Genomic DNA, 25,131 nt, shown 5'->3' on the forward strand with positions numbered 1-25,131 from the left:
TTGTCTTTTGTCAAAAATTTCCTTCTTCAATAAGATTAATCCTCCGGATAAGGTATAAACACGAAATTGGTGAAGCTCTCTCCGTCCACCACAAAGAGGCAGCAAAACTCATCCGGGTCTTTATAGGCGGCTGCAAAATCCGCAACTCTATCTTCGTCTACGAGTCTGTGCTTGATGAAGTCTTCCAGGTATGAAGCGTTGATATTCCATTCGAGCGCCAGCTCTTCTTTGGCCAGGAACAGCGAGCCAACAGGGACCTCCGTCCGGGCAAAAACAAAGATCGGGTACTTGGAAATACTACGCTTACGCACCTGGTACGATGCTTCACGCAGGGTCTCGGCCACCACCACAAAATCTTTGGAGATGGTGCCGAGGTACTTGCCATTCAATTCAGGATCGTTTTGCATAGGCTTTTATTTAGCTGTTAACAGAACAATATTTTCTACGTGGTGCGTCTGCGGGAACATGTCCACCGGCTGCACACGGGCTACATCATATTTCTCAGAAAGCAACTCCAGGTCGCGGGCCTGCGTGGCGGGGTTGCAGCTTACATACACAATGCGGTCTGCGTGTACCTGCAGCAGCTTCGCCACGACCTTCTCATCCATACCTGCGCGCGGTGGGTCGGTGATCACTACATCCGGCCTGCCATGCCGCTCGATCAACTCATCCGAAAGGATGTCTTTCATGTCGCCGGCATAGAAGGTGGTGTTGGTAATATCGTTGATCTGGGAGTTGATCTTCGCGTCTTCAATGGCGCTCGGCACATACTCTATACCTATCACTTCGCGACACTGACGGGCTACAAAGTTAGCGATGGTACCGGCCCCGGTATAGAGGTCGTATACTAGTTCGTTACCGGTCAGGCCGGCAAACTCGCGGGTCAGTTTATAAAGTTCGTAGGCCTGGTCTGCATTGGTTTGATAGAAAGACTTCGCCCCCACCCGGAAGCGTATACCTTCCATTTCCTCGTGTATATAAGGAAGTCCTTTGTAGCAGATTACCGGCAGGTCATGGAAAGTTTCGTTGCCTTTGCCGTTCACCACATATTGTAGCGAAGTAATCTCCGGGAATTTTGCCGCCAGATGATCCAGTATACCTGTCAAGGCTTCCTGATCGTCGTGGTATACCTGCAAAATCACCATCAGCTCGCCGGTGTTGGCTGTCCGGATGATCAGGTTGCGTAACCAGCCCGTCATGCGAAGCTTATCAAAAAACACCAGGTTATTGGCGTGGGCATAGTCGCGCACGGCCAGCCGGATGCTGTTGGAAGGCTCCGGCTGCAGATAACAGTTCTGAATGTCAAGGATTTTATCAAAGCGCCCCGGCATGTGAAAACCCAGCGCCCGCCGCTCATGCTCCTCCCCTGACTTTATCTGCTCGTTGGTCAGCCAGCCGTAGTTGGAGAACGTGAATTCGAGTTTGTTACGGTAAAATTTGTCTTTGGCAGAACCCAGAATCGGGTCGAAAGGAGGAAGCGCCACTTTGCCAATGCGCTCCAGGTTATCCTGCACCTGCTTCTGCTTGTAGTACAGTTGGGTGTCGTAGCCGATGTGCTGCCACTTGCAACCGCCGCAGGTACCGAAATGCTCACAAAAAGGCTGCACGCGCACATCGGAGTAAGCATGGAAGTTGATCGCTTCAGCCTCCATAAAACTCTTCTTTTTGCGGGTCACACGCAGGTCTACCACATCGCCGGGAGCCACGCCGCCCACAAATACCACCATGTTGTCATGGCGTGCCAGGCACTTACCTTCCGCCACCATCTCCTCAATCCGGATGTTTTCGAGTATCTCGAAATTTGTCTTCTTCTTTTGCTTTCTCACAGTGCCGCAAAATTAACTAAAATTCGGGAGATGTGAGAAGTTAACTAAAAAGGCCGCTCCCTGTTCGGAAGCGGCCTTTCTATACCTAAAAAATTACTCCTTAGTAAGGCTTGGCTTTGTGAGACTTCTGCTGGGCATCTTCCACGCCTTCCTCTCCGGTCACGTTGCCCATCGGGCCATCCATACCTTTGTCCATCTTATGCATCTGCTGCGTCGCCTGCTCTATACGCTCGCGCACCAACCGGCCATAGTCTTCGTCGGCCTGCGTGAAATGATCCAACATTTTCTCTTGAATACGCAGGTCACATTTGGCCAGGTCGTTGCCCAGGTTGTTGATCAGCTCTTCCCGCTCCCAATCCTCAAAGTTGCGGAATGTCTCACCGGCTTGTTTGAATGGATTGGCCCGCTCAATTGGCTGGCGCACCAGGTTGGCTTCATAGCGTGGAGTATATTCCTTTGCCGGCTTTGGTGCCTCACTCAACCCGCCCAGTATAGACGGTTCGTAATTCACGTGGATATTCTGCCCTTCAGCAAAATCCGTATCGAAGGCCATCTGACCACCGCGCTGATTAGTAGCTACATGCACTTTGGGCGCGTTGATCGGCAGTTGTAGGTAGTTGGCACCAACGCGGTAGCGCTGTGTGTCGGAGTAGGAGAAGGTACGGCCCTGGAGCATCTTATCGTCCGAGAAATCGAGCCCATCCACCAGCACACCGGTACCGAAAGCTGAAAGCTCTACCTCGTTAAAATAATCTACCGGGTTGCGGTTCAGGGTCATCTTGCCTACCGGATGCCATGGAAACTGGTCTTGTGGCCAAAGCTTGGTATCATCCAGCGGATCGAAGTCCAGTTCCGGATGGTCGTCGTCGCTCATGATCTGCACGTTCAGCTCCCACTCCGGAAAATCACCGCGTTCAATGGCTTCGTACAGGTCCTGTGTGGCATGGTTGAAATTCTTGCCCTGCACCTCCTGCGCCTCTTTCTGTGTCAGGTTGCGGATGCCCTGCAGCGGCTCCCAGTGATATTTCACCAGCACAGCCTCGCCGTCTTCGTTCACCCACTTGTAGGTGTTCACACCAGAGCCCTGCATCTGGCGGTAGTTGGCAGGTATACCCCAGGGCGAGTACAGGAAAGTGACCATGTGGGTAGCCTCCGGCGTGCCCGAAAAGAAGTCAAAAATGCGCTCGGCACTTTGTATGTTGGTCACCGGGTCTGGTTTCTGCGAGTGGATCAGGTCCGGAAACTTCATGGCATCGCGGATAAAAAAGATCTTCAGGTTGTTGCCTACCAGGTCCCAATTGCCATCTTCGGTATACATTTTCACGGCAAAGCCACGTGGGTCGCGCAGGGTTTCCGGTGAGTGTGTGCCATGACCAACGGTAGAGAAACGCACGAAAGTAGGAGTCTCCTTTCCTTTTTTAAACACCTTGGCGCGGGTAAACTTCTCAATCGGGTCGTTGCCTACTGTGCCGTAAGCCTGAAACACACCATGTGCACCGGCACCGCGGGCGTGCACCACGCGCTCCGGTATGCGCTCCCGGTCAAAGTGCGATATCTTTTCGATGAAGTGGTAGTTCTCCATGGTAGCCGGTCCGCTGCTACCAAGCGTTCTGATGTTCTGGTTGTCGGTGACAGGATGTCCCTGACGGGTGGTGAGGGTGTTGCCTTTGCTGGCGTTGCGGGATTTATCGGCTTTGGCGTATTTTGACTTATCCTGGCCATTGCCTTTCGTGCTTTCGTTTTTCTTCATGACTCGCTGCTTTTTTTGATAGATTTCCAGATAGTATTTAACGGAACCAATATCGAAGGGTTCATGAATTCGCATTAAAACCACCGTTATTCTCTCCTTATCAACCAGATAGGCTCCGTTTTGTTAGAAGCTCCGTCTGAGTCACTTCATCCCGCGTATACCTCTTACTACTGTTACCTTATGAAGCATCGTGATGAAAATAACCGCACTTGAACTGCAAACCAGCCAACCTGAAGAGCTAAAAGCATTTTACACACAATTGCTCGGTTTGCCCCTGCTGTCAGAAGCCGACGAGTCGTTTAGCGTGCAGGCAGGGTATAGCACACTGACCTTCCGGACTGTAGAAGCAGAAACACCGAAAAATGGTGGCTATCATCTGGCGTTTCATGTACCTGGCAACGGGATTATGGAAGCTGCTGCGTGTCTGCGGGATCGGGTGGCGCTCCTGTATGCTCCCGGCGTTGCTTCTCCCGTAGTCGAACATGAAAACTGGCAGGCCAAGGCACTCTATTTCTATGATCCTGAATTCAATCTGCTGGAGTTCATCGCTCATCGTACTACTCCTCCAAGCAGCACTGTTTTTGGTCCAGCGCAACTGACAGGTATAGCCGAAGTGGGACTGCCGGTAACAGATGTGGCGGGATTTGCACAGGAGCTCCGTGAGAGATTAGAGCTCCCCCGCTGGAAATCGGCCACTGCTTTGTTCGAAGCTGTAGGCGATGCGGAGGGCCTGTTCATAGTAGTGCAGGAACAACGACCCTGGTTTCCCACACAAAACCCGGCCCTGGCCTTGCCCTTGCGTGTACGGGTGCAGGCTCCGGGTGCTGGCCGTGTTGCCCAGGGCCCTTTTGTGATCGAATCAGAGAAGACAGAGGTACAGGTATAGCCAATGCCCGCTGCGCAGATTACGGAAAACAACCGCTGCTATTGACAAACGAAGAGAACACTGCGGCTCAAAGCCCGTTTATAAGGCAGAAGGTACATCAACCCAAAACACTTAAAACTATGAGACACAACGAAAGAAATTACGACAGCGACAACCGTAACCGCGGCCACCGCTCCGGTGACAGTGATAACTTATCGAACTACCAAAGCCGCTACGAGAACAGAGGCAATTACTATGGCATGCCGGACCAGGGCCAGACGTACCGCAACGTAAGTAGCCAGGGCCGAAACTATGGCGGCTCTTCTTCCGGACCGGGAGGCGGCTACGGGGCCAGCAGCTGGCGCAGCAACCGCGACCAGGACAACCGCCATACCCAGGGGCAAATGCACCAGAACGAGTGGGACAGCGGCAGCTCTTACAGCAACCGTGAAAGAGACAACTACAACTATGGCTCAGGCAGCAGAAGTTCGCAAGGCGACCATTACCATTATGGAGACCCGAACCCTTACATGAATTACAAGCGCCAGGGAGGCTACGAGCGTGACCGCGACACCGATTGGCGCAGAGAGAGCGATGTAGACCATGCCAACCGTCGCTATGAGCGGCAGGAAAACAGTTACCGCCAGACCGGCCACGGTCGTCGCTTCGACCAATATGGTACGGATGAGCGCTACAACTACGCACACGGTAGGCAGGACGGACGCAGAACTATTGACAATCCTGAAAACCTGGACGACAGCTACTACGACCGTGGGGAACACAGCCGCAGTAGCAGCGACAATGACTACGGCCAGCAGTATGGCAGCAACTATGAGCACCGCAACAGTAACCGCGAAGGTCGCAATGACCACCACGAGGCTAATCGCATGGCAAGACACAGCCGTTCAGGCCAGGATGACTCTCCAAGCCGCAGCCCGCGTGGCTATGGCTACTCCTCCGGCCCTGATTACTCAGCCAACTCCCCCATCACCAATTATGGACCCGGAGTTCGAGGTTACCAGAAATAAAACCTAAAGCAGGAAGTCCACCTGCCTGGTGGACTTCCTGCTTTACTCCATCAAGCTACCTTCTTGTGCGCTTATGCGTATGCTAATCCATACCCGGACAAAGCACAGGTATAGCGCAAGCCCTTTGATAAGACACTATGAAAAAAATATTACACTACAGCTGGATGTTGCTACTTCTTGTTTGCCTGAGCGCTTGTAACCTGAGCGAGAAAAACAGACGTTACGGCGTTGAAGGAGACACAGAACTCAAAAGTTCTTACTGGATACTGCTTTCCCTGCAGGACCAACAGTTTGAGGATAACCCCGAAAACCAGACGGCTTACATACGATTCGAGCCAGGTGAAAATGAGTTGACAGGCTTTACCGGCTGCAACCGCCTGATGGGCAGGTATAGCCTGAGCAACAGCTCCCTTCAGCTCACTGACCTGGCTACCACCCGGGCTATGTGCCCGATCATAGAGCAGGAAAACCTTCTGATGGCCGTGCTCAAAACGGTCGACTCCTATGAGATCGCGGGGGATGTGCTCACGCTCTTCCACCAAAAAACGGCCGTCGCCACCTTCCGGACAGGCTCAGAACCCAACATGCCAGCTATACGATGAGAGAATAACTATCAGATTATAACCATATTACCATGTAAGCAGTATGTTAAAGGCACCAGCAGTCATGTATTAATTGAGCAGCTAAAACACGTATACCTATGGCAACAACTAAATGGATTGTAGATCCCACGCACAGCGAAGTGCAGTTCAAAGTACGTCACCTCATGATCACGACGGTGACCGGCTATTTCGAGAAGTTCAATGTGGAAGTTGAGACCGATGGCGAGGACTTTCACAGCACCAAAAAGATTGTGTTCACAGCCGATGTGAATTCGATCAGCACCAACAACGAGCAGCGCGACACACACCTGAAATCAGCCGATTTCTTTGATGCCGATAATCATGGAGAGGTGCGGTTTGAAGGCAAAAACTACGATGAGCTGAAACCAGGCTTCGAGAAGCTACAAGGAGACCTCACCATCCGCGGCACCACACGGCCCATTACGCTGGATGTGGAATATCACGGCACCGTGGTAGACCCCTACGGTCAGACCAAAGCAGGTTTCAGTGTGGAGGGCAAGATCAAACGAAAAGAATTCGGTCTAAATTGGGATGCCGTCACTGAAGCCGGCAGCGTAGTGGTGAGCGACGAAATTCGCCTTCACTGCGAGATACAGCTCGTGAAACAATAGCATACCAGGCGTACTGGCCACTGGCGCCCCGGCCGGTGCGGCTGCCACATTAGCCCTATACCTTACCCGACCCTAATAGAACACTCCCGTTCGCTTAGCCCGCCAACTCCTGGCAAGCGCCTCTACCGGTATTTCTATCCGGTAAACCTTGCTTGTGCTTTATCCGGCTGTATGGCCGCTCTATACCTCAGCATGCCAGCTTGCATGAATCCTCCTACTATTATGCAAAAGAAAAGCGCCAGAAAAGCGATAAAAGATACTTTAAACATCGACCTGAGCGATAAAGCGGCTCAGGAACTATACCTGAACATCTGCAACTTTATGCTTCACAATGATGATAAGTGCTACATCAGCGTCATCAGATATAAGTACCTGCTGCTCTGCGGTGAAATCAGCACGGCGGTGAGTGATTACCTGGTGATGGAGCAACTCATCGAAAAGATGCAGGCCAAGCACCCTCTGGTCCTTTCAGCCATCGCCTACATAGCGCGCTACAAGTCCTGACTCAAAAAAGGTATACCCCAACCCGTAACGGGTTGGGGTATACCTTTTATCTGTTTTAGGTGACAGGCTATTCCTGTAACAGTTTTTGATAGTTCGAATTCCTGTCGATGAATTTCTTCACCACCGGGCAGGTAGCAATCACTTTCTTCCCGTTCTCCTCTGCGTAGCAAAGGCCTTCCTCTATCAGCTTGTTCGCTACGCCTTTGCCCCGTGCCGACTCTGGCACAAAAGTGTGCGTAAAGTCCATCACTTCTTCAGAAGGAGTGGCGTAAGCCAGTTCAGCATCTTCTTCGCCCAGACTGGCGGTAAACTGCTGGTATTCTTTATCGTGTTTGATGTTCAGTTCCATGGTTGTTTTTATTTAAATTGATTATTACCCGCTAACCAATTGTCCGGTCGGGTGATGCAGGAGTACGATAGAGCGGCTTCCGATCCGTATGTTTTCACCGGCTTCCACGGTAGGCCCTTCATCTTTAATCTCATTGTGGTAAGTATCCAGTATTTTGGTCCATTGCGCACCGTACCTGGCTTCGGGAATGATATAGTCTACGTCTTCGTGGTGGGCGTTGAAGATCAGGTAGAAGCTGTCGTCAATGATCTGTTCGCCTTTGGGACCCACCGAATGCAGACCGCGTCCGTTCAGAAACACGCCAAGCGACATAGCATGATCGTGGTTCCAGCGCTCTTCCGTCATCTCCGATCCGTCCGGCTGAAACCAGGCGATGTCTTCCACTCCCACCCCTTTGATAGGCTGCCCCTGAAACCAACGGCGTCGGCAGAACACCGGGTGGTTGCGGCGCAGCTCTATTAATCTTTGTGTAAAAGCCAACATCTCTTTGTCGGCATTGAGCCAGTTGATCCAGGATATTTCGTTGTCCTGGCAGTAGGCGTTGTTGTTGCCCTGCTGCGTTCGGCTTATCTCGTCACCGGCTACCAGCATGGGCACTCCCTGCGACAAAAACAGCGTGGTGAGGAAGTTTCGCTTCTGCCGGTCTCTGAGTTCAATAATCTTTTTATCATCCGTTGGCCCTTCGGCACCGCAGTTCCAGGAACGGTTGTGGCTCTCGCCGTCGTTGTTGTCTTCGCCGTTGGCCTCGTTGTGCTTCTCGTTGTACGACACCAGGTCATTCAGCGTGAAGCCGTCGTGGGCCGTGATGAAGTTGATGCTGGCCGTAGGGCGGCGAAAGTCGTCGCGGTACAGGTCGGAACTGCCTGTGAAACGTTCGGCAAACTCCCCCAGGGTGCCTCCCTCTCCACGCCAGTAGTCCCGAATGCAGTCGCGGTACTTTCCATTCCACTCGGCCCAGCCCGGCGGGAACTTGCCCACCAAATAGCCGCCTTCCCCGATGTCCCAGGGCTCTGCGATCAGTTTCACCTGTGAGATAACCGGGTCCTGGTGGATGATGTCGAAGAAAGAGCCCAGGCGGTCCACCTCGTGCAGTTCGCGGGCCAGTGTGGCGGCCAGGTCGAAGCGGAAGCCGTCGACGTGCATTTCCAGGATCCAGTAGCGCAGGCTGTCCATAATCAGGCGAAGCACCGTCGGCATCATGGCGTTGAGGGTATTGCCCGTGCCAGTGTAGTCCATGTAAAAGCGCTTGTCCTCTTCTACCAGGCGGTAGTACGATGAATTGTCCACACCCCGGAAAGAGAGCGTTGGACCCATGTGGTTGCCCTCGCCGGTGTGGTTGTACACTACATCCAGGATCACCTCTATACCTGCCTTGTGCAGCGCTTTCACCATGTTTTTAAACTCCACTACCTGCTCACCCAATGTGCCACTGCTCGAGTAGCGCACGTCCGGCGCAAAAAAACCGATCGAATTATAGCCCCAGTAGTTTGTCAGGCCATTGTCGGCCAGGTGCCGGTCGGTGATGAAGTGGTGGACGGGCATCAGCTCGATCGCTGTGATCCCCAATTCCTGCAGGTACTTGATGGTGACCGGATGGCCAATGGCCGCATACGAACCACGAATCTCCTCCGGTATATCAGGGTGCAGTTTGGTGAAGCCTTTGACGTGGGCCTCATAAATAATGGACTTGTGGTAAGGGATTTTAGGTGGTTTGTCGCCTTCCCAGTTGTAATTCGGGTCTACCACCACACTGTAAGGTATAAAGGGAGCGCTGTCGAGTGTGCTCATCTCCAAATCTTCTTCAGAACCGCCTACCTCGTAGCCGAAAAGGGAGTCGTGCCAATCGATGGTACCCGAAATAGCCTTGGCATACGGGTCGATCAGGAGCTTGTTTGGGTTGAAGCGGTGGCCGTTAGCCGGGTCATATGGTCCGTGAACGCGATAGCCGTACATCTGCCCGGGCTTGATTTCGGGCAGGTAAGCGTGCCATACCTGGTGGGTACGTTCGTTCATCTTTATCTTCACCGATTCGCTTTCGTCTTCAATCGAGTTAAAGAGGCACAGTTCTACGCCAGTGGCATTGTCGGCATACAGGGCAAAGTTCACGCCATCTCCATCCCAGGTGGCACCCAGCGGGTAGGGACTGCCAGGGTATACGGTAATATTCATAAGGATTTTCTAACTTAGGTAGCTGATGATGTCCTTTTCAGGACTTTTCCGTCTACGCAGAAAGCCTGGAAAGAGTCGTCCCATATCTGATTTATTGTGATCAACAACTGCTCTCATAACCATTGCTTTCTGCCTGATCGTAAGAAGGAACAAGAAAAGGGATTTCAGACGACAGACTTTACAAACTGGCAATCTGGGAACGGTACTATACCTGTGTTGCATCCTTTTATTTACTTTTACCATGCATATACATGCATATACCCACACCACTAAAAGCATTTGATGAACGCCCTTGACTTGCTTCTGATACTGATTGTGCTGGTTAGTGCCTACATGGGCTGGCGCCGTGGTTTTGCCTTTAGTCTGCTGGATCTGGTGCGCTGGGTGGGCAGTCTGGTGCTGAGTTTCCGGCTATACCCTGCGCTCGCCGACTGGCTCAGCCGCGCCACCGACTGGAACATGTACTGGATTCCGCCTATCTCCTTTTTCGTCATTGCGGTGCTCTCCAGCATGCTCATTCAGTTCATCGGGTCACTTGTCCTGGATCTGTTCTCAGACGAGCTGCACACCCACCCCGTAAACAAAGCACTTGGTGCCTTGCCGGGCGTGCTGAGTGGCACCATCACCATTGCCATCATTTCTGTTCTGCTGCTGTTGCTTCCACTTCCGGAACGCTTTCAGAGCTATGTGCACGAAAGCAGAGTAGCAGGCCGCTTTGGCAATTATACCCATCTGGCAGAAGATGAACTGACCTCCGTGTTTGACCGGGTGGCGGAGCGTACCCTCAACGAACTCACTATTGCGACGAAAACAGAAGAATTCATCGAGTTACCCTTCAAGACCGATGACTACGAGCCACAACCGGCATTGGAGGCCCGCATGCTCGAAATGCTGAACGAGGAACGCATTGCCAAAGGACTGCAGCCTTTGCAGGCGGATACGGCCCTTACCAGGGTTGCCCGGCAACATGCAGCTGATATGTTCTCGCGCGGCTATTTTTCGCATGTCTCGCCGGAGGGAGCCAGTGCAGCTGACAGAATTCGGGCTGCCCATATTCCGTTCAGGGCGGCTGGCGAGAACCTGGCCCTGGCCCCTACCCTCGCCATTGCCCACGAAGGGCTAATGGAATCGCCTGGTCACCGGGCCAACATCCTGCACCTGCGCTTTGGGCGGGTAGGTATAGGCGTGCTGCAAAGCAAAGAGCATGGCTTGATGATCACGCAGAAATTCCGAAACTAACGTATACCTGAGCAGAACCCAGGTATAGCCATGCAGCACGATAACAGCAACTTTATAAGCATTCAGCTCGGCAGTGGCGCTACACGTGCTACCTTCCTGCTGGATGTGGCCAAACTGTGCTACGCTTATTTTAAACCAGAGACAGAGCAGCAAACCGCCAAACTCGTGCTCGACTTCGGAGCCTCCCAGAAAATATTAGAGAAGCAGGACGCAGAGCAGGTATACCTGGCCCTTTCTAATCACACCTCTTCCTAGGTATAGGTATAACTGATTTATAAACCTCACCTCCTTTCATTGTTTTTCAGTTCTCCTGAATCCCCGGATAATGGTAAAAAGCAGACCCACTGTTATCCCAACTGCTTCATCCTAAGCTTATATACCCTTATCTAAATATTTTAAAAAATAATTTGGTATTGATAAAACTATACATACATTTGTAGTGTACTATGTAACTAATACACTAAAACAAACACAAATGATTGAGATCAAGAACCTTAGTTTCGGGTATAGCCGCAAGTCGCTGCTGTTCCGGAACCTGAACCTAACGCTGCAGGAGGGTCATATTTACGGGCTACTGGGCAAGAACGGAGCGGGCAAGTCCACACTGCTCAAGAACATGGTCGGGCTGGTTTCTCCCCTGGAGGGCACTTGTCAGGTAAACGGCTTCGATTCGCACAAGCGCCAGCCGGCTATGCTCGGGGATCTCTATTTTATTCCGGAAGAAATCTACATGCCTTCGCTCACAGCTAGGCAATTTGTGGCGAACACGGCGCCTTTCTATCCCCTCTTCGACGAAGAGGCCTTTTACCGTTACCTCTCTGAGTTTGAAGTGCCAGCGCATGCTGTGTTCAGCAAAATGTCGTTTGGTCAGCAGAAGAAGGCCATCATCGCCTTCGGCCTGGCCACCAACACCAGCGTGCTGATCATGGACGAGCCGACCAATGGCCTGGATATACCTTCTAAGGTACAGTTCCGCCGCATCATTGCCTCTGCCCTCACCGAGAATCGCTGCATCATCATCTCCACCCACCAGGTGCGCGACCTCGACAGCCTGATCGACACATTGGTGGTGGTGCATGACCGGGAGATCGTGCTGAACGAGTCGCTTGATGCGATCAGTGAACGGCTCACTTTCACGACCATACCTGAATCTGAAGCCCATAATGCTCTTTATGCTGAAGATGCGCTGCGTGGCAGGCAGGCCATTCTGCCAAACGTGATGGGCAACTACAGCAAAGTGGACATGGAACTGCTCTTCAACGCCATCACCAGTGGCAATACATCTGTAACCGAAATCCTTCAAAGACCTCACTATGAACAATCACTTTAACCTGAGCCGCTTTGCGTTGCTGTTTCGCAAGCATACCGTGGAGCACTACAAAACCTACCTGATGTCGCTAGCTGTGCTACTTGGCGCCATGTTTCTGATCGTAGGCATGGCCAGTTACATGGCGTCCAGGCCTATGTTGGCTACAGAGCAGTCTATCTTTTTCCTGTTCTTTCTGATGGGGGCAGGTATGGTGTTTTCGAGCACCGTATTTGCGCAACTGGGCGATAAGAAGAAGGCGATCGCTTTTCTGACCTTGCCGGCGTCTCAGTTCGAGAAGTACCTGGTCGGCTGGCTGTACTCGTTTCCCATCTACCTGTTGCTGTTTATACCTTCTTTTTATTTGATCGTCTACATTCTGCTCAACATTGATCCGCGTGTAGGACCTGAGCATGAAGTAATGAACATTCTTACCTCTGAACCGCCCCTGCATGTGCTACTGGCCTTTTATGCGCTGTTCAACGCCCTGATGCTGGTGGGCTCGGCTTACTTCAACAAGCATCACTTTATCAAAACGGCTTTCGCAGGTTTTCTGGGCATTTTGCTGCTTTACAACCTAAATAAGCAGGTTGTGCAGGCTATGCTTGGCCGCGACCTGGCATCGGCGACTCCTTTTTCAGGGACCTATTTTATGGAAAATGACAAGCGTTTCGATGTAGGTGCTTACGAAGGGAATGAGCCGCTTATGCTGTTGCTGCTGGTTGTTCTGGCACTTGTAAGTTGGTTGGTGGCTTATTTCAAAATAAAGGAAAAGCAAGTTTAGGGGAGGAAAAGCATGGAATTTAAAGAGAATGAACCCATCTACCTGCAGATTGCAGCGCACGTAAGCGACCAGATTTTGCTAGGCAAGTGGGCAGCAGAAGACAAGATACCCTCGGTACGCGATCTGGCAGTAACCTTTCAGGTGAACCCCAATACCGTGATGCGCACCTACGAGCAGCTCCAGAACCAGGAGGTGATCTACAACAAGCGCGGTCTTGGTTTTTTTGTAACGCCGGATGCCGTGAAGAAGGTGAAGGCGCAGCGCAAAGAGCGTTTTCTGCAGCAGGACCTGCCAGCTTTTTTCAGAAATATCTTTTTGCTGGAAATCAACCTGGACGAGATTCAGAAGCGCTACGAAGTATACAAATCAGAAAATTACGAACAAGAAATCGAGCAGAAACCATGAAAACCAGCAATAAACTCTTACTCTTCGCTTTAGTGGTGCTTGCTAGCGCACTGGCCACTTACAATATCGCCCTTAAGGCGGAGTACAACACCAAATCTTACCAGGATCCCTACAAAAACTATGTGGTCATGGACTTTAATGGTTTTGATGAGGTGGAGGTAAATGCCGGCGATATGCTAAAAGTGCTGATTGAACCCGGCGACGAGCATGCGGTATACCTGTACAAAGGAAACGAAGAAGTCGTGCAAATCAGCCAGGAAAACAAAACACTGCAGATAGATGTGACCACCGATGACACGCAGAAAGGCGTGCGTGGCTGGGGCACTCCACACCTCGTCATCAAAACCCCTGTGCTGAAGACACTGCGCGCTAACGCGACACATACCCTGAATGGCAAGCAGATAACCAACAGCAAGCGCCTGAATACAGCCAGTTACCTGAACACTTCGCTGGTGGGATTTAAGCAGGACAGCCTCAGGTTGGAACTTGACAACGGGGTGATGGTGCAACTGCACGGAAATCAGTTACAGCACCTGCAGGCCGTGACAGGCACCAGCCCGGAAAGTGATTCCAAGTTGCTCATTCATCCGGACAATAAGATTCAGCAGGCGAATATGGATATCCGCAACCGAAGTCACCTGACCTTGCTCAACGTGTCTATACCTGCACTGCAGTACACGTTGTCCGAGCAGGCGCAGGTGGAGCTTTCTGGTGAAGCCCTGGCCATCCTGCGCAAGTAAACCCTGCACCGCTATGAAGAATTCAGGACTTATCCTGTTAGGAGGACTACTTTTTATAAGCCTGTCGCAGGAAAGCAACAGCAAAGCTACCAGGCAAAATACGTGCTCTGAAGTTTTCTATCACCAGCCAACTAGCTGCCATGTGACAAGTGGCGTCTCCAATCATACAGCCTCGGAAGTCTCTGCTGCGCTCATAGCAACACAGGACCCGGCTGATGAGCAGAAAACTGTGCTTACAAGCAGAATTCTGCAGCTAGTGGATGCCTTTGCTGAACTGGTGATGGTAATTTAAGTGGCTTGATTAATTCAAAAGAAAATGCCCGGGCAATATAGCTCGGGCATTTTCTTTTGCAGCGCTTTACAAGGTATAGCTCAGGCCCAGCATGGAGTTAATCGTGTGCATGGGTTGCTTTATTGTGCTTCTTACACCTTGGGCATTGGTTACTTCAAAGGAGGGTTGGGCAGCAAGTAAGCCTATTTCTACCGAAAACAGAAACCGACCATCCTGTATGCCAAAGCCACTGGCAATACCGTAAGCGGGAGCCACTGCTGTGTCGGAACTTCGGCGGATGGGGCCATAGGGTGTATCCACCCGCACTTCAGGCGATTTGCTGTAAACCCCTCCTACTGATCCCTTCACATACCCAAAAAGGCTTCCAGGACGGCTCTGAAGGTATAGGTCAGCCAGCACATGAGTACTCTTCCAGCCAGTTGCCTCCCGTCGCAGTGCCAGTTCGTCGTCAGGTGCCGCAAAGGCGTCCATATCGAAGCGATGGAAACGAAAACCTGCCGAGGCGCCTACTGCCAGGTATGGCTTTATATCCACTTGATAAGTCCCCTGCACAGTTACGCCTCTTCTAGCCATCGGTGGGTAGTCTTCCTCAAAACGGTCTTTCTTGAAATCGCCGATCGGGGATGCGGACCCTACCTGCAGGCCAACACGCTGAACACGCTGCGCCTGGGCAGCAACCGAAAAGCATACCAGAAAAGCAAAGACAAGAAGACAACGGTTTAGCGGATGATGCATACGGTAGGGCAGTTTAGACAGGTATAGCCACAGTCACAGGCGCTTTAATCGATCAGGAAATCGTGACTGAAAGTCGTATCGCGTTTCAGTTCATCCCAGTACAGGGTATAGCTTTGGCAATTCGTCTGGTTGCAATTTCTCCCTTGTGGCACTACTTCAATTTGCCCTTCCAGCATTTCATCATCTCGCAGCAGGAAACGCAAGGTATAGTTGCCGCTGTCATCGGTATAGGCCACAGCTTTTTTTCGGGTAGTACCTCCTCCACCCGCTTTGAATGTTCGTAAGTTCTGCCAGGTTGCCAGCAACTGCATCCCTCGTATGGGCTGTCCGCTGCCGTTCAACACCTGCCCGTTTACCTCCGTGCAGGAGCCCGGGCAGTACTTGCTGATGTAGTCGTCCTCTTTCTCTATGCAGGCGTTTAGCCCAAAGAACAGCGCGAGCAGCAAACCGTACCGGTTTACAAACCTTGTTTTCATATCGTCTCGGGATTACAAACCAAGATAATGAAAAAGCACTATATATCAACTACTTGCTATACCTGCTTCACCATTTTGATGTGGTCAATACCGTCCTCATCGTATACCTCGCTGGACTGCTCAAAGCCGAAGCGCTCATAAAACTTCTTAGCATACAGCTGCGCCCCGATCCGGATCTGTCCCTTTCCGAATAGTCGATAGCATTCCTCAATCGACAGTTCAACCAACTCCTTGCCTACACCCGTGCCACGCACCAACTGGCTCGTCACAATACGCCCGATCGACATCATATCCGGGTAAGCTATACCTGCCGGCACCAGTCTGGAGGTGGCAACCAACACCCGATCCTCGTTGTAGAAAAGGACGTGATGGCACAGCTGGTCCTTGTCGTCCATGTCAGGAAACACACAGTTTTGCTCTACCACAAAGACTTCACTGCGTAATCGCAGCATGTCGTAAAGTTCGCTGGGGGTCAGTTCGTGAAAGGCTTTGCAGATTTTGGTGAGGTCCATGGGGGCTAAATTAAGCTGATAGTGGTGTGTTGTTCCTTGCAAAGATACGGCAGCCTGTCTTTTATACCTATATTTGCAGCATACCCTTCAAAATTCAGGAGTACCCATGGCAAGTGACCTTTTCGAAATCCTCTTCAACATCATTCCACTAGCGCTGTTCCTATACCTGTCCCTCACGCTCATGGGCATCATCAAGTACAACCAGCACACCGCTTTCCTCGCCAATGCATCCTCGATCACTAAATTTGCCGTTTACGGCGGCACCATCGCCTTTGCGATTATGGCCTTCGCTGACTTGACGAAGTAGGTCTACAGATAGAGTAGTTTATTAGCGAAGATGAAGTTCTGCGAAGCGGCAGATCACTTTCACCATTCCTAGGTATGTGAATCACTACTTTCCTATTAGAAACAGAATGGAGGTTATGTAATCACCTGCCAGCTCGCCCTGCCACTTTGCCTTGCCCAGGTGCAATCCTATTTTCCGCGTGATGCGAATGTGCAAAACAAAAAAGGCCTGCTCTTTTACAGAACAGGCCTTTGAAAGGAAATTGAATTTCAATTAATAAGCGCGAACGGCCTTGTTTTCCACGAAGTTCATGAAGGCGCGGTTCACAACACGGGTACCGCCCGGAGTTGGGTAGTTGCCTGTAAAGTACCAGTCGCCGCTGTGGTTCGGGCAGGCCAGGTGCAGGTCTTCGATGCGTTGATAAATTACCTGCACTTCGGCATTCACCTCCGGCGCTTTCACGATCTCTGATACCTTAGCGGAAATCTCGTCATGCGTAAAGAGGTCGAACAGCTCCTTTACATAGTTGGTTTCCATGATGGCCGGCGTACCCTGTACTGCTTGTATTTTGTCGTATACCTCGTCTACTTTGTAGTACAAGCCACGGTCTTTCAGCAACGCCAGCATGGCACGGAAGGCCACAAATTCCTTTACACGCGACATATCAATACCGTAGCAGTCCGGGTAGCGGATCTGAGGTGCACAGGAAACGATGATGATTTTCTTCGGCTCCAGTTTGTCCAGCATGCGGATGATACTTTTCTCAAGCGTTGTGCCGCGCACAATCGAATCGTCGAGTACCACCAGCGTATCGATGCCTTTTTTCACCACCTCGTAAGTCGTGTCGTACACGTGCGTCACCAGGTCGTCTCGGCTGTCGTTGTCGGTGATGAAGGTGCGCAGCTTCACGTCTTTTATCACCAGCTTCTCGGCTCGGGGCTTAAACTGCAGAATCTCGTCGAGCTGTTCTTCGCTTAGCTCTTGGTTTAGGATGGCTCGCTTGCGGTAGGTACGCAGGTAGTCTTCGATCCCTTTCATCATACCCAGCCAGGACGATTCGGCCGTGTTCGGGATATAAGAGAATACCGTGTTTTTCAGGTCGTAGTCAATGGCTTCCAGAATCTGCGGACACAGGCGGCGGCCCATGTTCTTGCGCTCTTCATAGATCTCCGGGTCGTTGCCTCTGGAGAAGTAGATGCGCTCAAAGCTGCAGGATTTTTTCTCGAGCTGCGGCATGATCTCTTTCAAATCGGCGTTACCGGCCTTGTCCACAATCAGGGCATGACCTGGGGTAATTTCGCGAATCTCACTGTACTCTATATCAAAAGCAGTCTTGATGGCCGGCTTTTCAGAGGCAATCACCACCACTTCGTCATCCATATAATAGTAGGCCGGGCGTATACCGTTCGGGTCGCGCACCACAAAAGAGGCGCCGTAACCCGTCAGGCCTGCCATGGCATAGCCACCGTCGAAGTCCTTACAGGCACGCTTGAGCACACGCTGCAGACTCAGGTTATCTTCGATCAGGGAAGTAATTTCTTTGTTGGAGTATTCGTCTTTGTAAGACTCGAACAGCATCTGGTTTTCTTCGTCGAGGAAGTGGCCGATCTTTTCGAGCACCGTAATGGTATCAGTCTTTTGCTTTGGATGCTGGCCCAGTTCGATCAGTTTCTGGAACTGCTCGTCCACGTTGGTCATGTTGAAGTTACCGGCCACGGCCAGACTGCGGCTGCGCCAGTTATTTTCGCGCACCATCGGGTGGCAGTTGTCTATACTGTTGACGCCGTGTGTACCGTAGCGCAGGTGCCCCAGGTATACATCGCCCAGAAAAGGGAGGTTCTCCCATACCCAGTTCGTGTTCAGGGCTTTCTCAGGCTGATCTTCCTTCAGCTTTTTAAACTCCTTGCCGATCTTCCCGAAAATGCTGTCGATGGCGCGGGTCTTTACAGAACGGAAGCGGTTGATATACTCCATACCCGGACCCGCATCTATCTTGATACTGGCTACCCCTGCCCCGTCCTGTCCGCGGTTGTGCTGCTTTTGCATCAGCAGGTATAGCTTGTTGACACCGTACATCGGAGTGCCATACTTTTCAACATAATATTCGATTGGTTTTCGGAGCCTGATCAGGGCTATACCGCATTCGTGCTTAATGGAATCGCTCATAGGGCTGTAAAAGTATCTAGGCCAGCAGTTTCTCTATCCATTGCAGCAGCAGGTCAGGTTTGAAAAAGAAGACCAGCAGCGGCAGGGCGAAAAAAACCAGCAGCAGCTTATTTGACAGTGAAATAACTAAATTTTCGGCAGTTTGATTCCTTTTCAGGAAAAGGTGATAAGGTATTTTGATATAGTAGAACAAAGCGACCCCAGTGAGCAGGATTCCCACCACGAGCAAGACCAGCAGCATCGGTTGTCCGGTGGCGGAATAAGCCTCCCACACATTGCTAAACACAAGCAGCTTGCCCATGAAACCGGCCAGTGGCGGCAGGCCCGTTAGGGAGAGCAGAAAGAGCAGCGCCATGATGCTGGCAAATGGTACACGCGATCCCATTCCCTGAAAGTCTTCGAGCGTGTGCACTTGCCAGTCTTCCTCAGCCATCTGCAGGAACAGGAACATGCCGAAGTTCATGAACAGCAGCACCGTCATATAAAAGAGCACGCTCACGGTATAGTCGCTGCCAAAAGCCAGCAGCGCCATCAGCAGAAAGCCCGCATGCGATACCGAGGAGAAAGCCATCAGGCGACGCGGCGTGCGCTGCCAGAGCGCGGTAAAGTTGCCGACTGCCAGCGTCGCGAGAGCGGCTATACCCAGAAAAAGCTGCACATCTTTGAAAGCGCTGGCGATGGTTGGGTCGGCGAAGGCGGCCACGAAGCGCATGATCACAACGATGCCCGCCATTTTGGGTCCTGTAGAGAAGAGCGCGACGATCGGCATCGGTGCTCCCTGGTAAACATCAGGCGTCCAGAAGTGAAAAGGGGCCGCCGATATTTTGAATAGAAAACCGGCGAACACCAGAATGGCCGCGACCGTCACCATCAGCGGACTGGCGTCGAGCAGACTGCGCCAGAAAGACACCAGGGTATAGTCCAACGAGCCGGTGAGGCCGTAGAAAAAGGACATGCCATAGAGCATTACGCCGGCCGACAGCGTGCCGTAGAGCACATACTTCAGACCTGCCTCTACGGCTCTTTTTTCTTCTTTAAGCGTGAGCGTGAGGATGTAGGAGGCAATGGACACGATCTCTATCGCCAGGAAAACCATGAGCAGGTTGACCGACTTAGCCATCAGGTTGAGGCCCAGCACGAGCATTAGAATCAGGGCATAGTATTCGCCACGGCCTTCGCCCTGTTTGCGCTTTTCTATTTTCGGGTTTTGGAGCGAGAGGAGGATGGTAAAGATACCCGTCAAACTAAAGAGTATACCTGTGTAACGCGCGATACCGTCAGAGCGCAGCAGGTTGAGAAACTGCACCCCGTCTATACCTTGTGGACCCAACACCAACAGCACTAGTACAGAAAAAAGCCCGGTCAGCGCCACCCAGGGCAGCAGCCACTTCACTGTTTTGGACTTGAAGAGATCGAGCGTAACCAGCAGCAGGAAGAAAATGGCCAGCAGCAATTCGGGCAGCAGCGACCCTGCTCCAGCTAGAATGCTGTCGATGGCCTGGGGGAGTTGTGCTGCCTGTTCTTCCACGTGTTGGTATAAGGTATAGTAGTGTCCCTGACGAAGCTTGTAGCATCAGGGCTTGTATTATCTATGTAAAATCGCTTGCAGGATGTTGAGCTGCTCCTGTCCGTTTCGCAACATCAGTTCCGTAAAACCTGTCACCGTCATACCTGTTTTATCCAGGAGCAGGTGCGGGAAGATGCCGAAGACAAAAGCCAGAATAGCCAGCGGCACCAGCATCAGGTACTCCCGCTTGGTAAGGTCTGCAATAATGGCCTTCTGGCGCAGCTCCGGGAAGATCCAGTACTTACCAAAAAACATGCGCTGTAGCGCCCACAAGTAATAAGCCGCCGACAGCAGCAGACCGATCACGGCAACGATCGCCATCCAGCGCGGCAGCATACCCGTTGCTTCCGGTGCACTGAAACTACCCAGCAGCACCAGCAGCTCGGCGATAAAACCTGAGAAGCCAGGCAAACCCAGTGAAGCAAAAAAGGCGATCACGACAAAAGCGGTATAAGCCGGCATGCGTTTGGCAAGTCCCCGGAAATTCAGGATCATGCGGTCGTGTGCGCGGTCATAAATCACTCCCACCACCAGGAAAAGCATTGCCGAGATAAGGCCGTGGCTGAACATCATGTAAATAGCGCCATTCACGCCTTCATTGGTGAGCGAAGCCAGGCCCAGCAGCACAAAGCCCATGTGTGACACCGAGGAGTAAGCGATCAGTTTCTTGAGATCGTTCATGGCCAGCGCGCAGAGTGCCCCATAGATTATAGAAAGCACGCCCAGTCCGCCGACAAAAGTAGAAAAGTAAGCGCCTGCATCCGGGAAAACAGGGTAAGCAATCCGGATCAGACCGTAACCGCCCACCTTCAGCAGGATGGCCGCCAGCAATACCGAGATAGGTGTAGGCGCCTCCACGTGCGCATCAGGAAGCCAGGTATGCACCGGCACAGACGGCACCTTGATCAGGAAGCCCGCCAGTACCAGCAGGAAAGCCACAAAACGAATCGGCAGAGCAAACAGCGAAACACCTGAGAACACATGTAGCAGACTGCCTGGTATAAAGTTGGCCGGCTCCATCATGGCTGGTATGCTGAAGGTCCGCACCATGTCGGCCTCGCTGATTGCGCCCTGTTGCAGCATCTGCTGTACCTGGCGAACCATGTCCAGACTGGCAGGAACGTTCTGCCCTATCAGGCCCATTTGCTGCGCCGTTGCCTCCGGATCGATCACAGAGGTATAGAGCCCGATCATTACGACCAAAATGAAAAGCGAGCCGATCAGGGTATAGATGAAAAATTTAAGCGCCGCATACTCCCGTTTCGGGCCACCCCACATACCTATGAGAAAGTACATGGGCAGGAGCATAAACTCGAAAAAGAGGTAGAATAGGAAGAAGTCCAGCGCAAGGAAACAGCCCATTACGCTGGTCATGAGCAAGAGGTATAGCGAGAAATAGCCCTTCACGTTTTTGGTGATGTTCCATGACGAGATAACGCCGATCACACCTACTATACCTGTGAGCAGCACCATGCTGATACTTACACCGTCCACGCCCACAAAATATTCGATCTGGAAACGCCCCAGACTGCCCAAGGAGAAACCGATCCAGTCGAGTTTTTCCACAAACTGATAGCCTGTCTGCCCGTTCGCCACCTTAGCACCATCGAAACCCAGGTATAGCCACACGGCTACGGCCAGTTGCATCAGCGAACCGCCCAGCGCTACTGCTTTTATGCCCCGCTGCATGCGCGTCGGCAGCAGCAACACCACGAGCGCCGCCAGCAGAGGAAGAAAAATAAGGCTGGAAAGAGTATAATTCATCAATATGTTACGACACTTTTATCACGTATCACGACACACGACTACGCATGTGTGTATCTGTATTGTTATGCTTTTCCCCGATGTGATGCCGGGTCCTTTTTGTTTTCAGCCACAGCTCCTCCTGAGCATAGGTATAGATTTGCGCAATTGCTCCACAAGCTGGAAGCAGAATTCTGTATGAGGTATACAGGTATACAGGTATAGCCTTCATCCTGCTAATCCGATCATCCTGTAGAACCTGATCGCGAAATTAACATCAATTCAGCATGATGTATAGTATTATCAGAATAAATCCGAAAAGGGAGTAAGCGTAGTAAGATTGCACCTTGCCATTCTGAAGTCCGCGCCCGAAACGGCCGAGCACTTTGGCCATCACCCCGATCAGCCACACGCTGCCATCCACTACCCAACTATCAAACCACTTTACGATTTTGGAGAACACCACCAGCCATTTGCTCGCGTAGTCCAGGGTATAGTCGATCACACGTTTGTCGAAGCGGTATAGCAAGCGGGCCATCTGCAACACGGGTCTTATAAATACCTTGTCGTAGGCGGCATCCAGGTAGTAATGGTGATACGTCAGCTTTGCCAGAGTACCGCGTGGCTGTTCCTGCAGGAGTGCCTCGCTACTTCTTCCTTTATACCTGCCAAAGGCCAGGGCTATACCTACTATACCTAGCAAGGCGGAAAGCAGCCCGATCATCAGGTGAGCAGTGCCGTTGGCAGCATCCTGCGTTGTCACAGCCTTAATCAAACTACCGGCAAGCTGAGTGCCTTCCTGTGAAAGTTGCGTCAAGCTGATGCCCTGCATCACCCAACTTCCGGCAAAGGATAACGGGTTGAGCGAAAAGAAAATACCCATCGACAACACCGCCAATAATGCTACAGGTATAAGCATCACCCGCTCCATCTCCTGACCAGCCGACAAGCGCAGCGCTCGCACATCGAATGGTAAGCGGAACGAACCGAAGAACATGAACCACAAATGCCGCCCCATGTAATAGGCCGTCAGCAACACTACGGCAAAACCGATTACAGGCACGATAAAGTACAGGCTGTTCCCATTGGCCTGGCTCATGGTCTGTGCCCAGGCCCAACTCCCCGAAAGGATGGCATCTTTGGAAAGGAAACCGGAAAACAAAGGCAACCCGACGAGCGCAGCCGCCGCCAGCAAATAGGTATAGAAGGTGAGTGGCATTGCCTCGCGCAGACCTCCCATGTTCCGGATATCCTGCGGATCTACCCCGACAGGCTGATGCGTATGGTGCAGCCCCCGGTGCATAGCATGAATGATGATGCCGGCATTCAGGAAAAGCGCTGCCTTGAAGAATGCATGTGTAGTCAGGTGAAAGAGCGAAGCGTCGTGTGCTCCGGTGCCCATGCCCATCACCATATAGCCTAACTGTGAGATCGTGGAGAAGGCCAGCACGGCTTTAATGTCATATTGATTGATTGCCGCCAGCGCACCGAGCAGTGCCGTGATGGCGCCAATAATAGCGATGACCGTGAGGGCATCTACTGTGAAGAAAGCATAGCAGCGCGCCACCAGGTATACGCCAGCCGCCACCATGGTCGCGGCGTGGATCAGCGAGGATACGGGTGTCGGGCCCTGCATAGCGTCGGGTAGCCATACCTGTAACGGAAACTGCGCCGACTTGCCCACACAGCCCATAAACAGACCGAGTCCGGCCAGCGTCAGAAACAGCGAACTTAACTCAACTGACCAAAACTGTCCCTCAAAGGTATAGCTTGTCACAAAGGTCCCGTTCAACCACTCCCCTGCCCCCATCAAAGTACGCAAGGCTTCCAGGTCGAAAGTACGGAAATAGGTATAGAAGGCAAACAGGCCGAGCAGCAGCCCGATATCGCCTACGCGGTTGACCAGGAAAGCTTTTTTACTGGCTGCCACGGCAGCAGGACGCTCATACCAGAAGCCGATGAGCAGATAAGAAGACAAACCCACCAACTCCCAGAACATAAAGAGCAGCAGCAGGTTATCAACCAGCACAATGCCCAGCATGCTAAAAGTAAAGAGGCCCAAGTAGGCGAAGTAGCGGCTATACCCTTTGTCGCCGTGCATGTAGCCCACCGAAAAGAGTTGCACCAGCAGAGAGATAAATGTGACGATGACCAGCATCAGCACCGTCAGGTTATCGAGCAGTATACCTGCTGTGAAATCGGCTATGAAGCTGGAAGGCAGCTTAAACCAGACGGCCCGGCTGTGGTATACTTCCGTATTCCAGATCTGGGTAAAGAGATAGATCGAAAGTGCAAAGGCAAGTCCGGTGGCGCCAATCCCCAGCCAGTCACCCTGCCGGGGTAGCTTTTTGCCCGCCAGGTATAGCAGCACGAAAGCCAGTAGCGGTAGCAAAAGCACTCCTAATGCCAGGGTGGTTTGGGGCGTGCCGGCCAGTGGTTCAAGAAGTGCGGAAAGCTCCAAAATATAGGCTGTCTATCGGGTTCAGTCTCGAAAAGGGGACCCCCAAAGGTAGTCCGCCGTTTCAGGCTGCCAATTTACATATATTGTTGCAATAATATAGTCCTTGACGGCTCTGCCGGGCTATGCATCCTCCATATTTTTCAATTTTTGCAAACAATCATCATTCTATTTCGTTCTGTATGGTATTGTACCATCTAAACAAAATATGAACTATGGACACACAAGATCTTAAAAGAGACGCACAGGATTTGAAGAACAAGGCTGACAGAATCAATCCTCAGCATAAGGAAGGACCAGTAGCTGCAGCCATCGAAGACTATACCTCCCGTATCCCATCCGATGTATTTTTATGGGCTGCATTGGGCTCTATGGCCGTATCGGCAACGCTAAAGATTATGAAGAAGGATGAGGAAGCGCTTTTCGTAGGACAATGGGCTCCTTCTTTCTTACTGTTGGGCAACTACAATAAGATGATCAAGCTTGTTGGCTACCAAAGCGATAAGTAGAAAGCGTCTGCTATAATCTCATGACGAGAAACAGAAAGAGGGAGCCTAGGCTCCCTCTTTCTGTTATATTTTATAGGTCAACTTCTTCTTGCCAGACACTACCCTAAAGCATCACTGAAGTCAGGTTTAATAACATCTTTTAAAGATAGTTCAAAAAGAATATTTTTTTTCACGAAATGCACCAATTG

Annotated in this window: 26 protein-coding genes; 14 read left to right on the forward strand and 12 right to left on the reverse strand. The window is 51.6% G+C overall.

Annotation, left to right across the window (positions count from 1 at the left end):
• Window positions 1–35: 35 nt before the first annotated feature.
• The 3 genes from AC4QZR_RS13960 to AC4QZR_RS13970 form a co-directional block, all read right to left on the reverse strand.
• Window positions 36–407 carry a hypothetical protein gene (locus AC4QZR_RS13960; protein ID WP_494481460.1) on the reverse strand — a complete coding sequence of 124 codons (372 nt, stop codon included), beginning with the start codon at window positions 405–407 and terminating at the stop codon, window positions 36–38.
• 6 nt (window positions 408–413) lie between these two features.
• A complete protein-coding gene (gene rlmD, locus AC4QZR_RS13965) occupies window positions 414–1,826 on the reverse strand; it encodes a 23S rRNA (uracil(1939)-C(5))-methyltransferase RlmD (RefSeq protein ID WP_494481461.1) in 1,413 nt (470 codons plus the stop codon).
• Between the two features lie 100 nt (window positions 1,827–1,926).
• A complete protein-coding gene (locus tag AC4QZR_RS13970; protein ID WP_494481462.1) occupies window positions 1,927–3,576 on the reverse strand; it encodes a catalase in 1,650 nt (549 codons plus the stop codon).
• A 193-nt stretch (window positions 3,577–3,769) separates the two neighbouring features.
• Here AC4QZR_RS13970 and AC4QZR_RS13975 point away from each other — a divergent pair, with 193 nt between their 5' ends.
• From AC4QZR_RS13975 to AC4QZR_RS13995, 5 genes are all read left to right on the forward strand, one after another.
• The gene (locus tag AC4QZR_RS13975) at window positions 3,770–4,462 is read left to right on the forward strand and encodes a VOC family protein (RefSeq protein ID WP_494481463.1); all 693 of its coding nucleotides are present in this window, start codon (window positions 3,770–3,772) and stop codon (window positions 4,460–4,462) included.
• Between the two features lie 119 nt (window positions 4,463–4,581).
• Window positions 4,582–5,469 (forward strand): hypothetical protein, encoded by an 888-nt coding sequence (locus tag AC4QZR_RS13980; protein WP_494481464.1) that lies wholly within the window; start codon window positions 4,582–4,584, stop codon window positions 5,467–5,469.
• A gap of 137 nt (window positions 5,470–5,606) precedes the next feature.
• Complete coding sequence (locus tag AC4QZR_RS13985; protein ID WP_494481465.1) at window positions 5,607–6,071, forward strand: META domain-containing protein; 465 nt, start codon at window positions 5,607–5,609, stop codon at window positions 6,069–6,071.
• A 98-nt stretch (window positions 6,072–6,169) separates the two neighbouring features.
• The gene (locus tag AC4QZR_RS13990) at window positions 6,170–6,703 is read left to right on the forward strand and encodes a YceI family protein (RefSeq protein WP_494481466.1); all 534 of its coding nucleotides are present in this window, start codon (window positions 6,170–6,172) and stop codon (window positions 6,701–6,703) included.
• A 222-nt stretch (window positions 6,704–6,925) separates the two neighbouring features.
• The gene (locus AC4QZR_RS13995; RefSeq protein ID WP_253403118.1) at window positions 6,926–7,207 is read left to right on the forward strand and encodes a hypothetical protein; all 282 of its coding nucleotides are present in this window, start codon (window positions 6,926–6,928) and stop codon (window positions 7,205–7,207) included.
• 67 nt (window positions 7,208–7,274) lie between these two features.
• On the opposite strand, the gene AC4QZR_RS14000 is transcribed toward AC4QZR_RS13995, so the two are convergent.
• Window positions 7,275–7,556 (reverse strand): GNAT family N-acetyltransferase, encoded by a 282-nt coding sequence (locus AC4QZR_RS14000; RefSeq protein ID WP_494481467.1) that lies wholly within the window; start codon window positions 7,554–7,556, stop codon window positions 7,275–7,277.
• Window positions 7,557–7,580: 24 nt separating this feature from the next.
• A complete protein-coding gene (gene glgX / locus AC4QZR_RS14005; RefSeq protein ID WP_494481468.1) occupies window positions 7,581–9,725 on the reverse strand; it encodes a glycogen debranching protein GlgX in 2,145 nt (714 codons plus the stop codon).
• A gap of 282 nt (window positions 9,726–10,007) precedes the next feature.
• Here glgX and AC4QZR_RS14010 point away from each other — a divergent pair, with 282 nt between their 5' ends.
• The 7 genes from AC4QZR_RS14010 (at window position 10,008) to AC4QZR_RS14040 (ending at window position 14,491) form a co-directional block, all read left to right on the forward strand.
• The gene (locus tag AC4QZR_RS14010; protein WP_494481469.1) at window positions 10,008–10,964 is read left to right on the forward strand and encodes a CvpA family protein; all 957 of its coding nucleotides are present in this window, start codon (window positions 10,008–10,010) and stop codon (window positions 10,962–10,964) included.
• Window positions 10,965–10,994: 30 nt separating this feature from the next.
• A complete protein-coding gene (locus tag AC4QZR_RS14015; RefSeq protein WP_494481470.1) occupies window positions 10,995–11,219 on the forward strand; it encodes a hypothetical protein in 225 nt (74 codons plus the stop codon).
• A 220-nt stretch (window positions 11,220–11,439) separates the two neighbouring features.
• Window positions 11,440–12,294, forward strand: a complete 855-nt coding sequence (locus tag AC4QZR_RS14020) for an ABC transporter ATP-binding protein (protein WP_494481471.1) — start codon at window positions 11,440–11,442, stop codon at window positions 12,292–12,294.
• Window positions 12,278–13,054 (forward strand): hypothetical protein, encoded by a 777-nt coding sequence (locus AC4QZR_RS14025; protein WP_494481472.1) that lies wholly within the window; start codon window positions 12,278–12,280, stop codon window positions 13,052–13,054. The genes AC4QZR_RS14020 and AC4QZR_RS14025 overlap by 17 nt, the downstream gene beginning before the upstream one ends.
• 12 nt (window positions 13,055–13,066) lie before the next feature.
• The gene (locus AC4QZR_RS14030; protein WP_494481473.1) at window positions 13,067–13,459 is read left to right on the forward strand and encodes a GntR family transcriptional regulator; all 393 of its coding nucleotides are present in this window, start codon (window positions 13,067–13,069) and stop codon (window positions 13,457–13,459) included.
• Window positions 13,456–14,199 carry a hypothetical protein gene (locus tag AC4QZR_RS14035; RefSeq protein WP_494481474.1) on the forward strand — a complete coding sequence of 248 codons (744 nt, stop codon included), beginning with the start codon at window positions 13,456–13,458 and terminating at the stop codon, window positions 14,197–14,199. Before AC4QZR_RS14030 ends, AC4QZR_RS14035 begins: the two co-directional genes overlap by 4 nt.
• Before the next feature lie 13 nt (window positions 14,200–14,212).
• On the forward strand, window positions 14,213–14,491 hold the full coding sequence (locus tag AC4QZR_RS14040; protein ID WP_494481475.1) for a hypothetical protein: 279 nt from the start codon (window positions 14,213–14,215) through the stop codon (window positions 14,489–14,491).
• Between the two features lie 66 nt (window positions 14,492–14,557).
• Here the strand turns inward: AC4QZR_RS14040 and AC4QZR_RS14045 are convergent, their stop codons facing one another.
• From AC4QZR_RS14045 to AC4QZR_RS14055, 3 genes are read right to left on the reverse strand one after another with little or no spacing between them, the layout of a single operon-like run.
• Window positions 14,558–15,226 carry a hypothetical protein gene (locus AC4QZR_RS14045; protein ID WP_494481476.1) on the reverse strand — a complete coding sequence of 223 codons (669 nt, stop codon included), beginning with the start codon at window positions 15,224–15,226 and terminating at the stop codon, window positions 14,558–14,560.
• A 44-nt stretch (window positions 15,227–15,270) separates the two neighbouring features.
• The gene (locus tag AC4QZR_RS14050; protein WP_494481477.1) at window positions 15,271–15,702 is read right to left on the reverse strand and encodes a carboxypeptidase-like regulatory domain-containing protein; all 432 of its coding nucleotides are present in this window, start codon (window positions 15,700–15,702) and stop codon (window positions 15,271–15,273) included.
• Window positions 15,703–15,758: 56 nt separating this feature from the next.
• Entirely contained in the window at window positions 15,759–16,214 is a 456-nt protein-coding gene (locus AC4QZR_RS14055) for a GNAT family N-acetyltransferase (RefSeq protein ID WP_494481478.1), read from the reverse strand.
• Between the two features lie 106 nt (window positions 16,215–16,320).
• Between AC4QZR_RS14055 and AC4QZR_RS14060 the strand changes: the two genes are divergently transcribed.
• Window positions 16,321–16,521, forward strand: a complete 201-nt coding sequence (locus AC4QZR_RS14060; protein WP_494481479.1) for a hypothetical protein — start codon at window positions 16,321–16,323, stop codon at window positions 16,519–16,521.
• Window positions 16,522–16,773: 252 nt separating this feature from the next.
• On the opposite strand, the gene AC4QZR_RS14065 is transcribed toward AC4QZR_RS14060, so the two are convergent.
• From AC4QZR_RS14065 to nuoL, 4 genes are all read right to left on the reverse strand, one after another.
• Window positions 16,774–18,666, reverse strand: a complete 1,893-nt coding sequence (locus tag AC4QZR_RS14065; protein ID WP_494481480.1) for an amidophosphoribosyltransferase — start codon at window positions 18,664–18,666, stop codon at window positions 16,774–16,776.
• A gap of 16 nt (window positions 18,667–18,682) precedes the next feature.
• Window positions 18,683–20,194, reverse strand: a complete 1,512-nt coding sequence (locus AC4QZR_RS14070; protein ID WP_494481481.1) for an NADH-quinone oxidoreductase subunit N — start codon at window positions 20,192–20,194, stop codon at window positions 18,683–18,685.
• A gap of 57 nt (window positions 20,195–20,251) precedes the next feature.
• Window positions 20,252–21,997 carry a complex I subunit 4 family protein gene (locus tag AC4QZR_RS14075; protein ID WP_494481482.1) on the reverse strand — a complete coding sequence of 582 codons (1,746 nt, stop codon included), beginning with the start codon at window positions 21,995–21,997 and terminating at the stop codon, window positions 20,252–20,254.
• A 256-nt stretch (window positions 21,998–22,253) separates the two neighbouring features.
• The gene (nuoL, locus tag AC4QZR_RS14080; RefSeq protein WP_494481483.1) at window positions 22,254–24,437 is read right to left on the reverse strand and encodes an NADH-quinone oxidoreductase subunit L; all 2,184 of its coding nucleotides are present in this window, start codon (window positions 24,435–24,437) and stop codon (window positions 22,254–22,256) included.
• Window positions 24,438–24,649: 212 nt separating this feature from the next.
• Here nuoL and AC4QZR_RS14085 point away from each other — a divergent pair, with 212 nt between their 5' ends.
• On the forward strand, window positions 24,650–24,943 hold the full coding sequence (locus tag AC4QZR_RS14085) for a hypothetical protein (RefSeq protein WP_101445454.1): 294 nt from the start codon (window positions 24,650–24,652) through the stop codon (window positions 24,941–24,943).
• The last annotated feature ends 188 nt before the right edge of the window (window positions 24,944–25,131 follow it).

The sequence above is a fragment of the Pontibacter sp. YIM B11418 genome (assembly GCF_059278805.1).

Bases quoted from the DNA above. Each gene is read 5' to 3' on its own strand.
- AC4QZR_RS13960 (WP_494481460.1), bottom strand. From the start codon at position 407: ATGCAAAACGATCCTGAATTGAATGGCAAGTACCTCGGCACCATCTCC.
- AC4QZR_RS13970 (WP_494481462.1), bottom strand. From the start codon at position 3,576: ATGAAGAAAAACGAAAGCACGAAAGGCAATGGCCAGGATAAGTCAAAA.
- AC4QZR_RS13975 (WP_494481463.1), top strand. From the start codon at position 3,770: ATGAAAATAACCGCACTTGAACTGCAAACCAGCCAACCTGAAGAGCTA.
- AC4QZR_RS13980 (WP_494481464.1), top strand. From the start codon at position 4,582: ATGAGACACAACGAAAGAAATTACGACAGCGACAACCGTAACCGCGGC.
- AC4QZR_RS13985 (WP_494481465.1), top strand. From the start codon at position 5,607: ATGAAAAAAATATTACACTACAGCTGGATGTTGCTACTTCTTGTTTGC.
- AC4QZR_RS13990 (WP_494481466.1), top strand. From the start codon at position 6,170: ATGGCAACAACTAAATGGATTGTAGATCCCACGCACAGCGAAGTGCAG.
- AC4QZR_RS13995 (WP_253403118.1), top strand. From the start codon at position 6,926: ATGCAAAAGAAAAGCGCCAGAAAAGCGATAAAAGATACTTTAAACATC.
- AC4QZR_RS14000 (WP_494481467.1), bottom strand. From the start codon at position 7,556: ATGGAACTGAACATCAAACACGATAAAGAATACCAGCAGTTTACCGCC.
- glgX (WP_494481468.1), bottom strand. From the start codon at position 9,725: ATGAATATTACCGTATACCCTGGCAGTCCCTACCCGCTGGGTGCCACC.
- AC4QZR_RS14010 (WP_494481469.1), top strand. From the start codon at position 10,008: ATGAACGCCCTTGACTTGCTTCTGATACTGATTGTGCTGGTTAGTGCC.
- AC4QZR_RS14015 (WP_494481470.1), top strand. From the start codon at position 10,995: ATGCAGCACGATAACAGCAACTTTATAAGCATTCAGCTCGGCAGTGGC.
- AC4QZR_RS14020 (WP_494481471.1), top strand. From the start codon at position 11,440: ATGATTGAGATCAAGAACCTTAGTTTCGGGTATAGCCGCAAGTCGCTG.
- AC4QZR_RS14025 (WP_494481472.1), top strand. From the start codon at position 12,278: ATGAACAATCACTTTAACCTGAGCCGCTTTGCGTTGCTGTTTCGCAAG.
- AC4QZR_RS14030 (WP_494481473.1), top strand. From the start codon at position 13,067: ATGGAATTTAAAGAGAATGAACCCATCTACCTGCAGATTGCAGCGCAC.
- AC4QZR_RS14035 (WP_494481474.1), top strand. From the start codon at position 13,456: ATGAAAACCAGCAATAAACTCTTACTCTTCGCTTTAGTGGTGCTTGCT.
- AC4QZR_RS14040 (WP_494481475.1), top strand. From the start codon at position 14,213: ATGAAGAATTCAGGACTTATCCTGTTAGGAGGACTACTTTTTATAAGC.
- AC4QZR_RS14045 (WP_494481476.1), bottom strand. From the start codon at position 15,226: ATGCATCATCCGCTAAACCGTTGTCTTCTTGTCTTTGCTTTTCTGGTA.
- AC4QZR_RS14050 (WP_494481477.1), bottom strand. From the start codon at position 15,702: ATGAAAACAAGGTTTGTAAACCGGTACGGTTTGCTGCTCGCGCTGTTC.
- AC4QZR_RS14055 (WP_494481478.1), bottom strand. From the start codon at position 16,214: ATGGACCTCACCAAAATCTGCAAAGCCTTTCACGAACTGACCCCCAGC.
- AC4QZR_RS14060 (WP_494481479.1), top strand. From the start codon at position 16,321: ATGGCAAGTGACCTTTTCGAAATCCTCTTCAACATCATTCCACTAGCG.
- AC4QZR_RS14065 (WP_494481480.1), bottom strand. From the start codon at position 18,666: ATGAGCGATTCCATTAAGCACGAATGCGGTATAGCCCTGATCAGGCTC.
- AC4QZR_RS14075 (WP_494481482.1), bottom strand. From the start codon at position 21,997: ATGAATTATACTCTTTCCAGCCTTATTTTTCTTCCTCTGCTGGCGGCG.
- AC4QZR_RS14085 (WP_101445454.1), top strand. From the start codon at position 24,650: ATGGACACACAAGATCTTAAAAGAGACGCACAGGATTTGAAGAACAAG.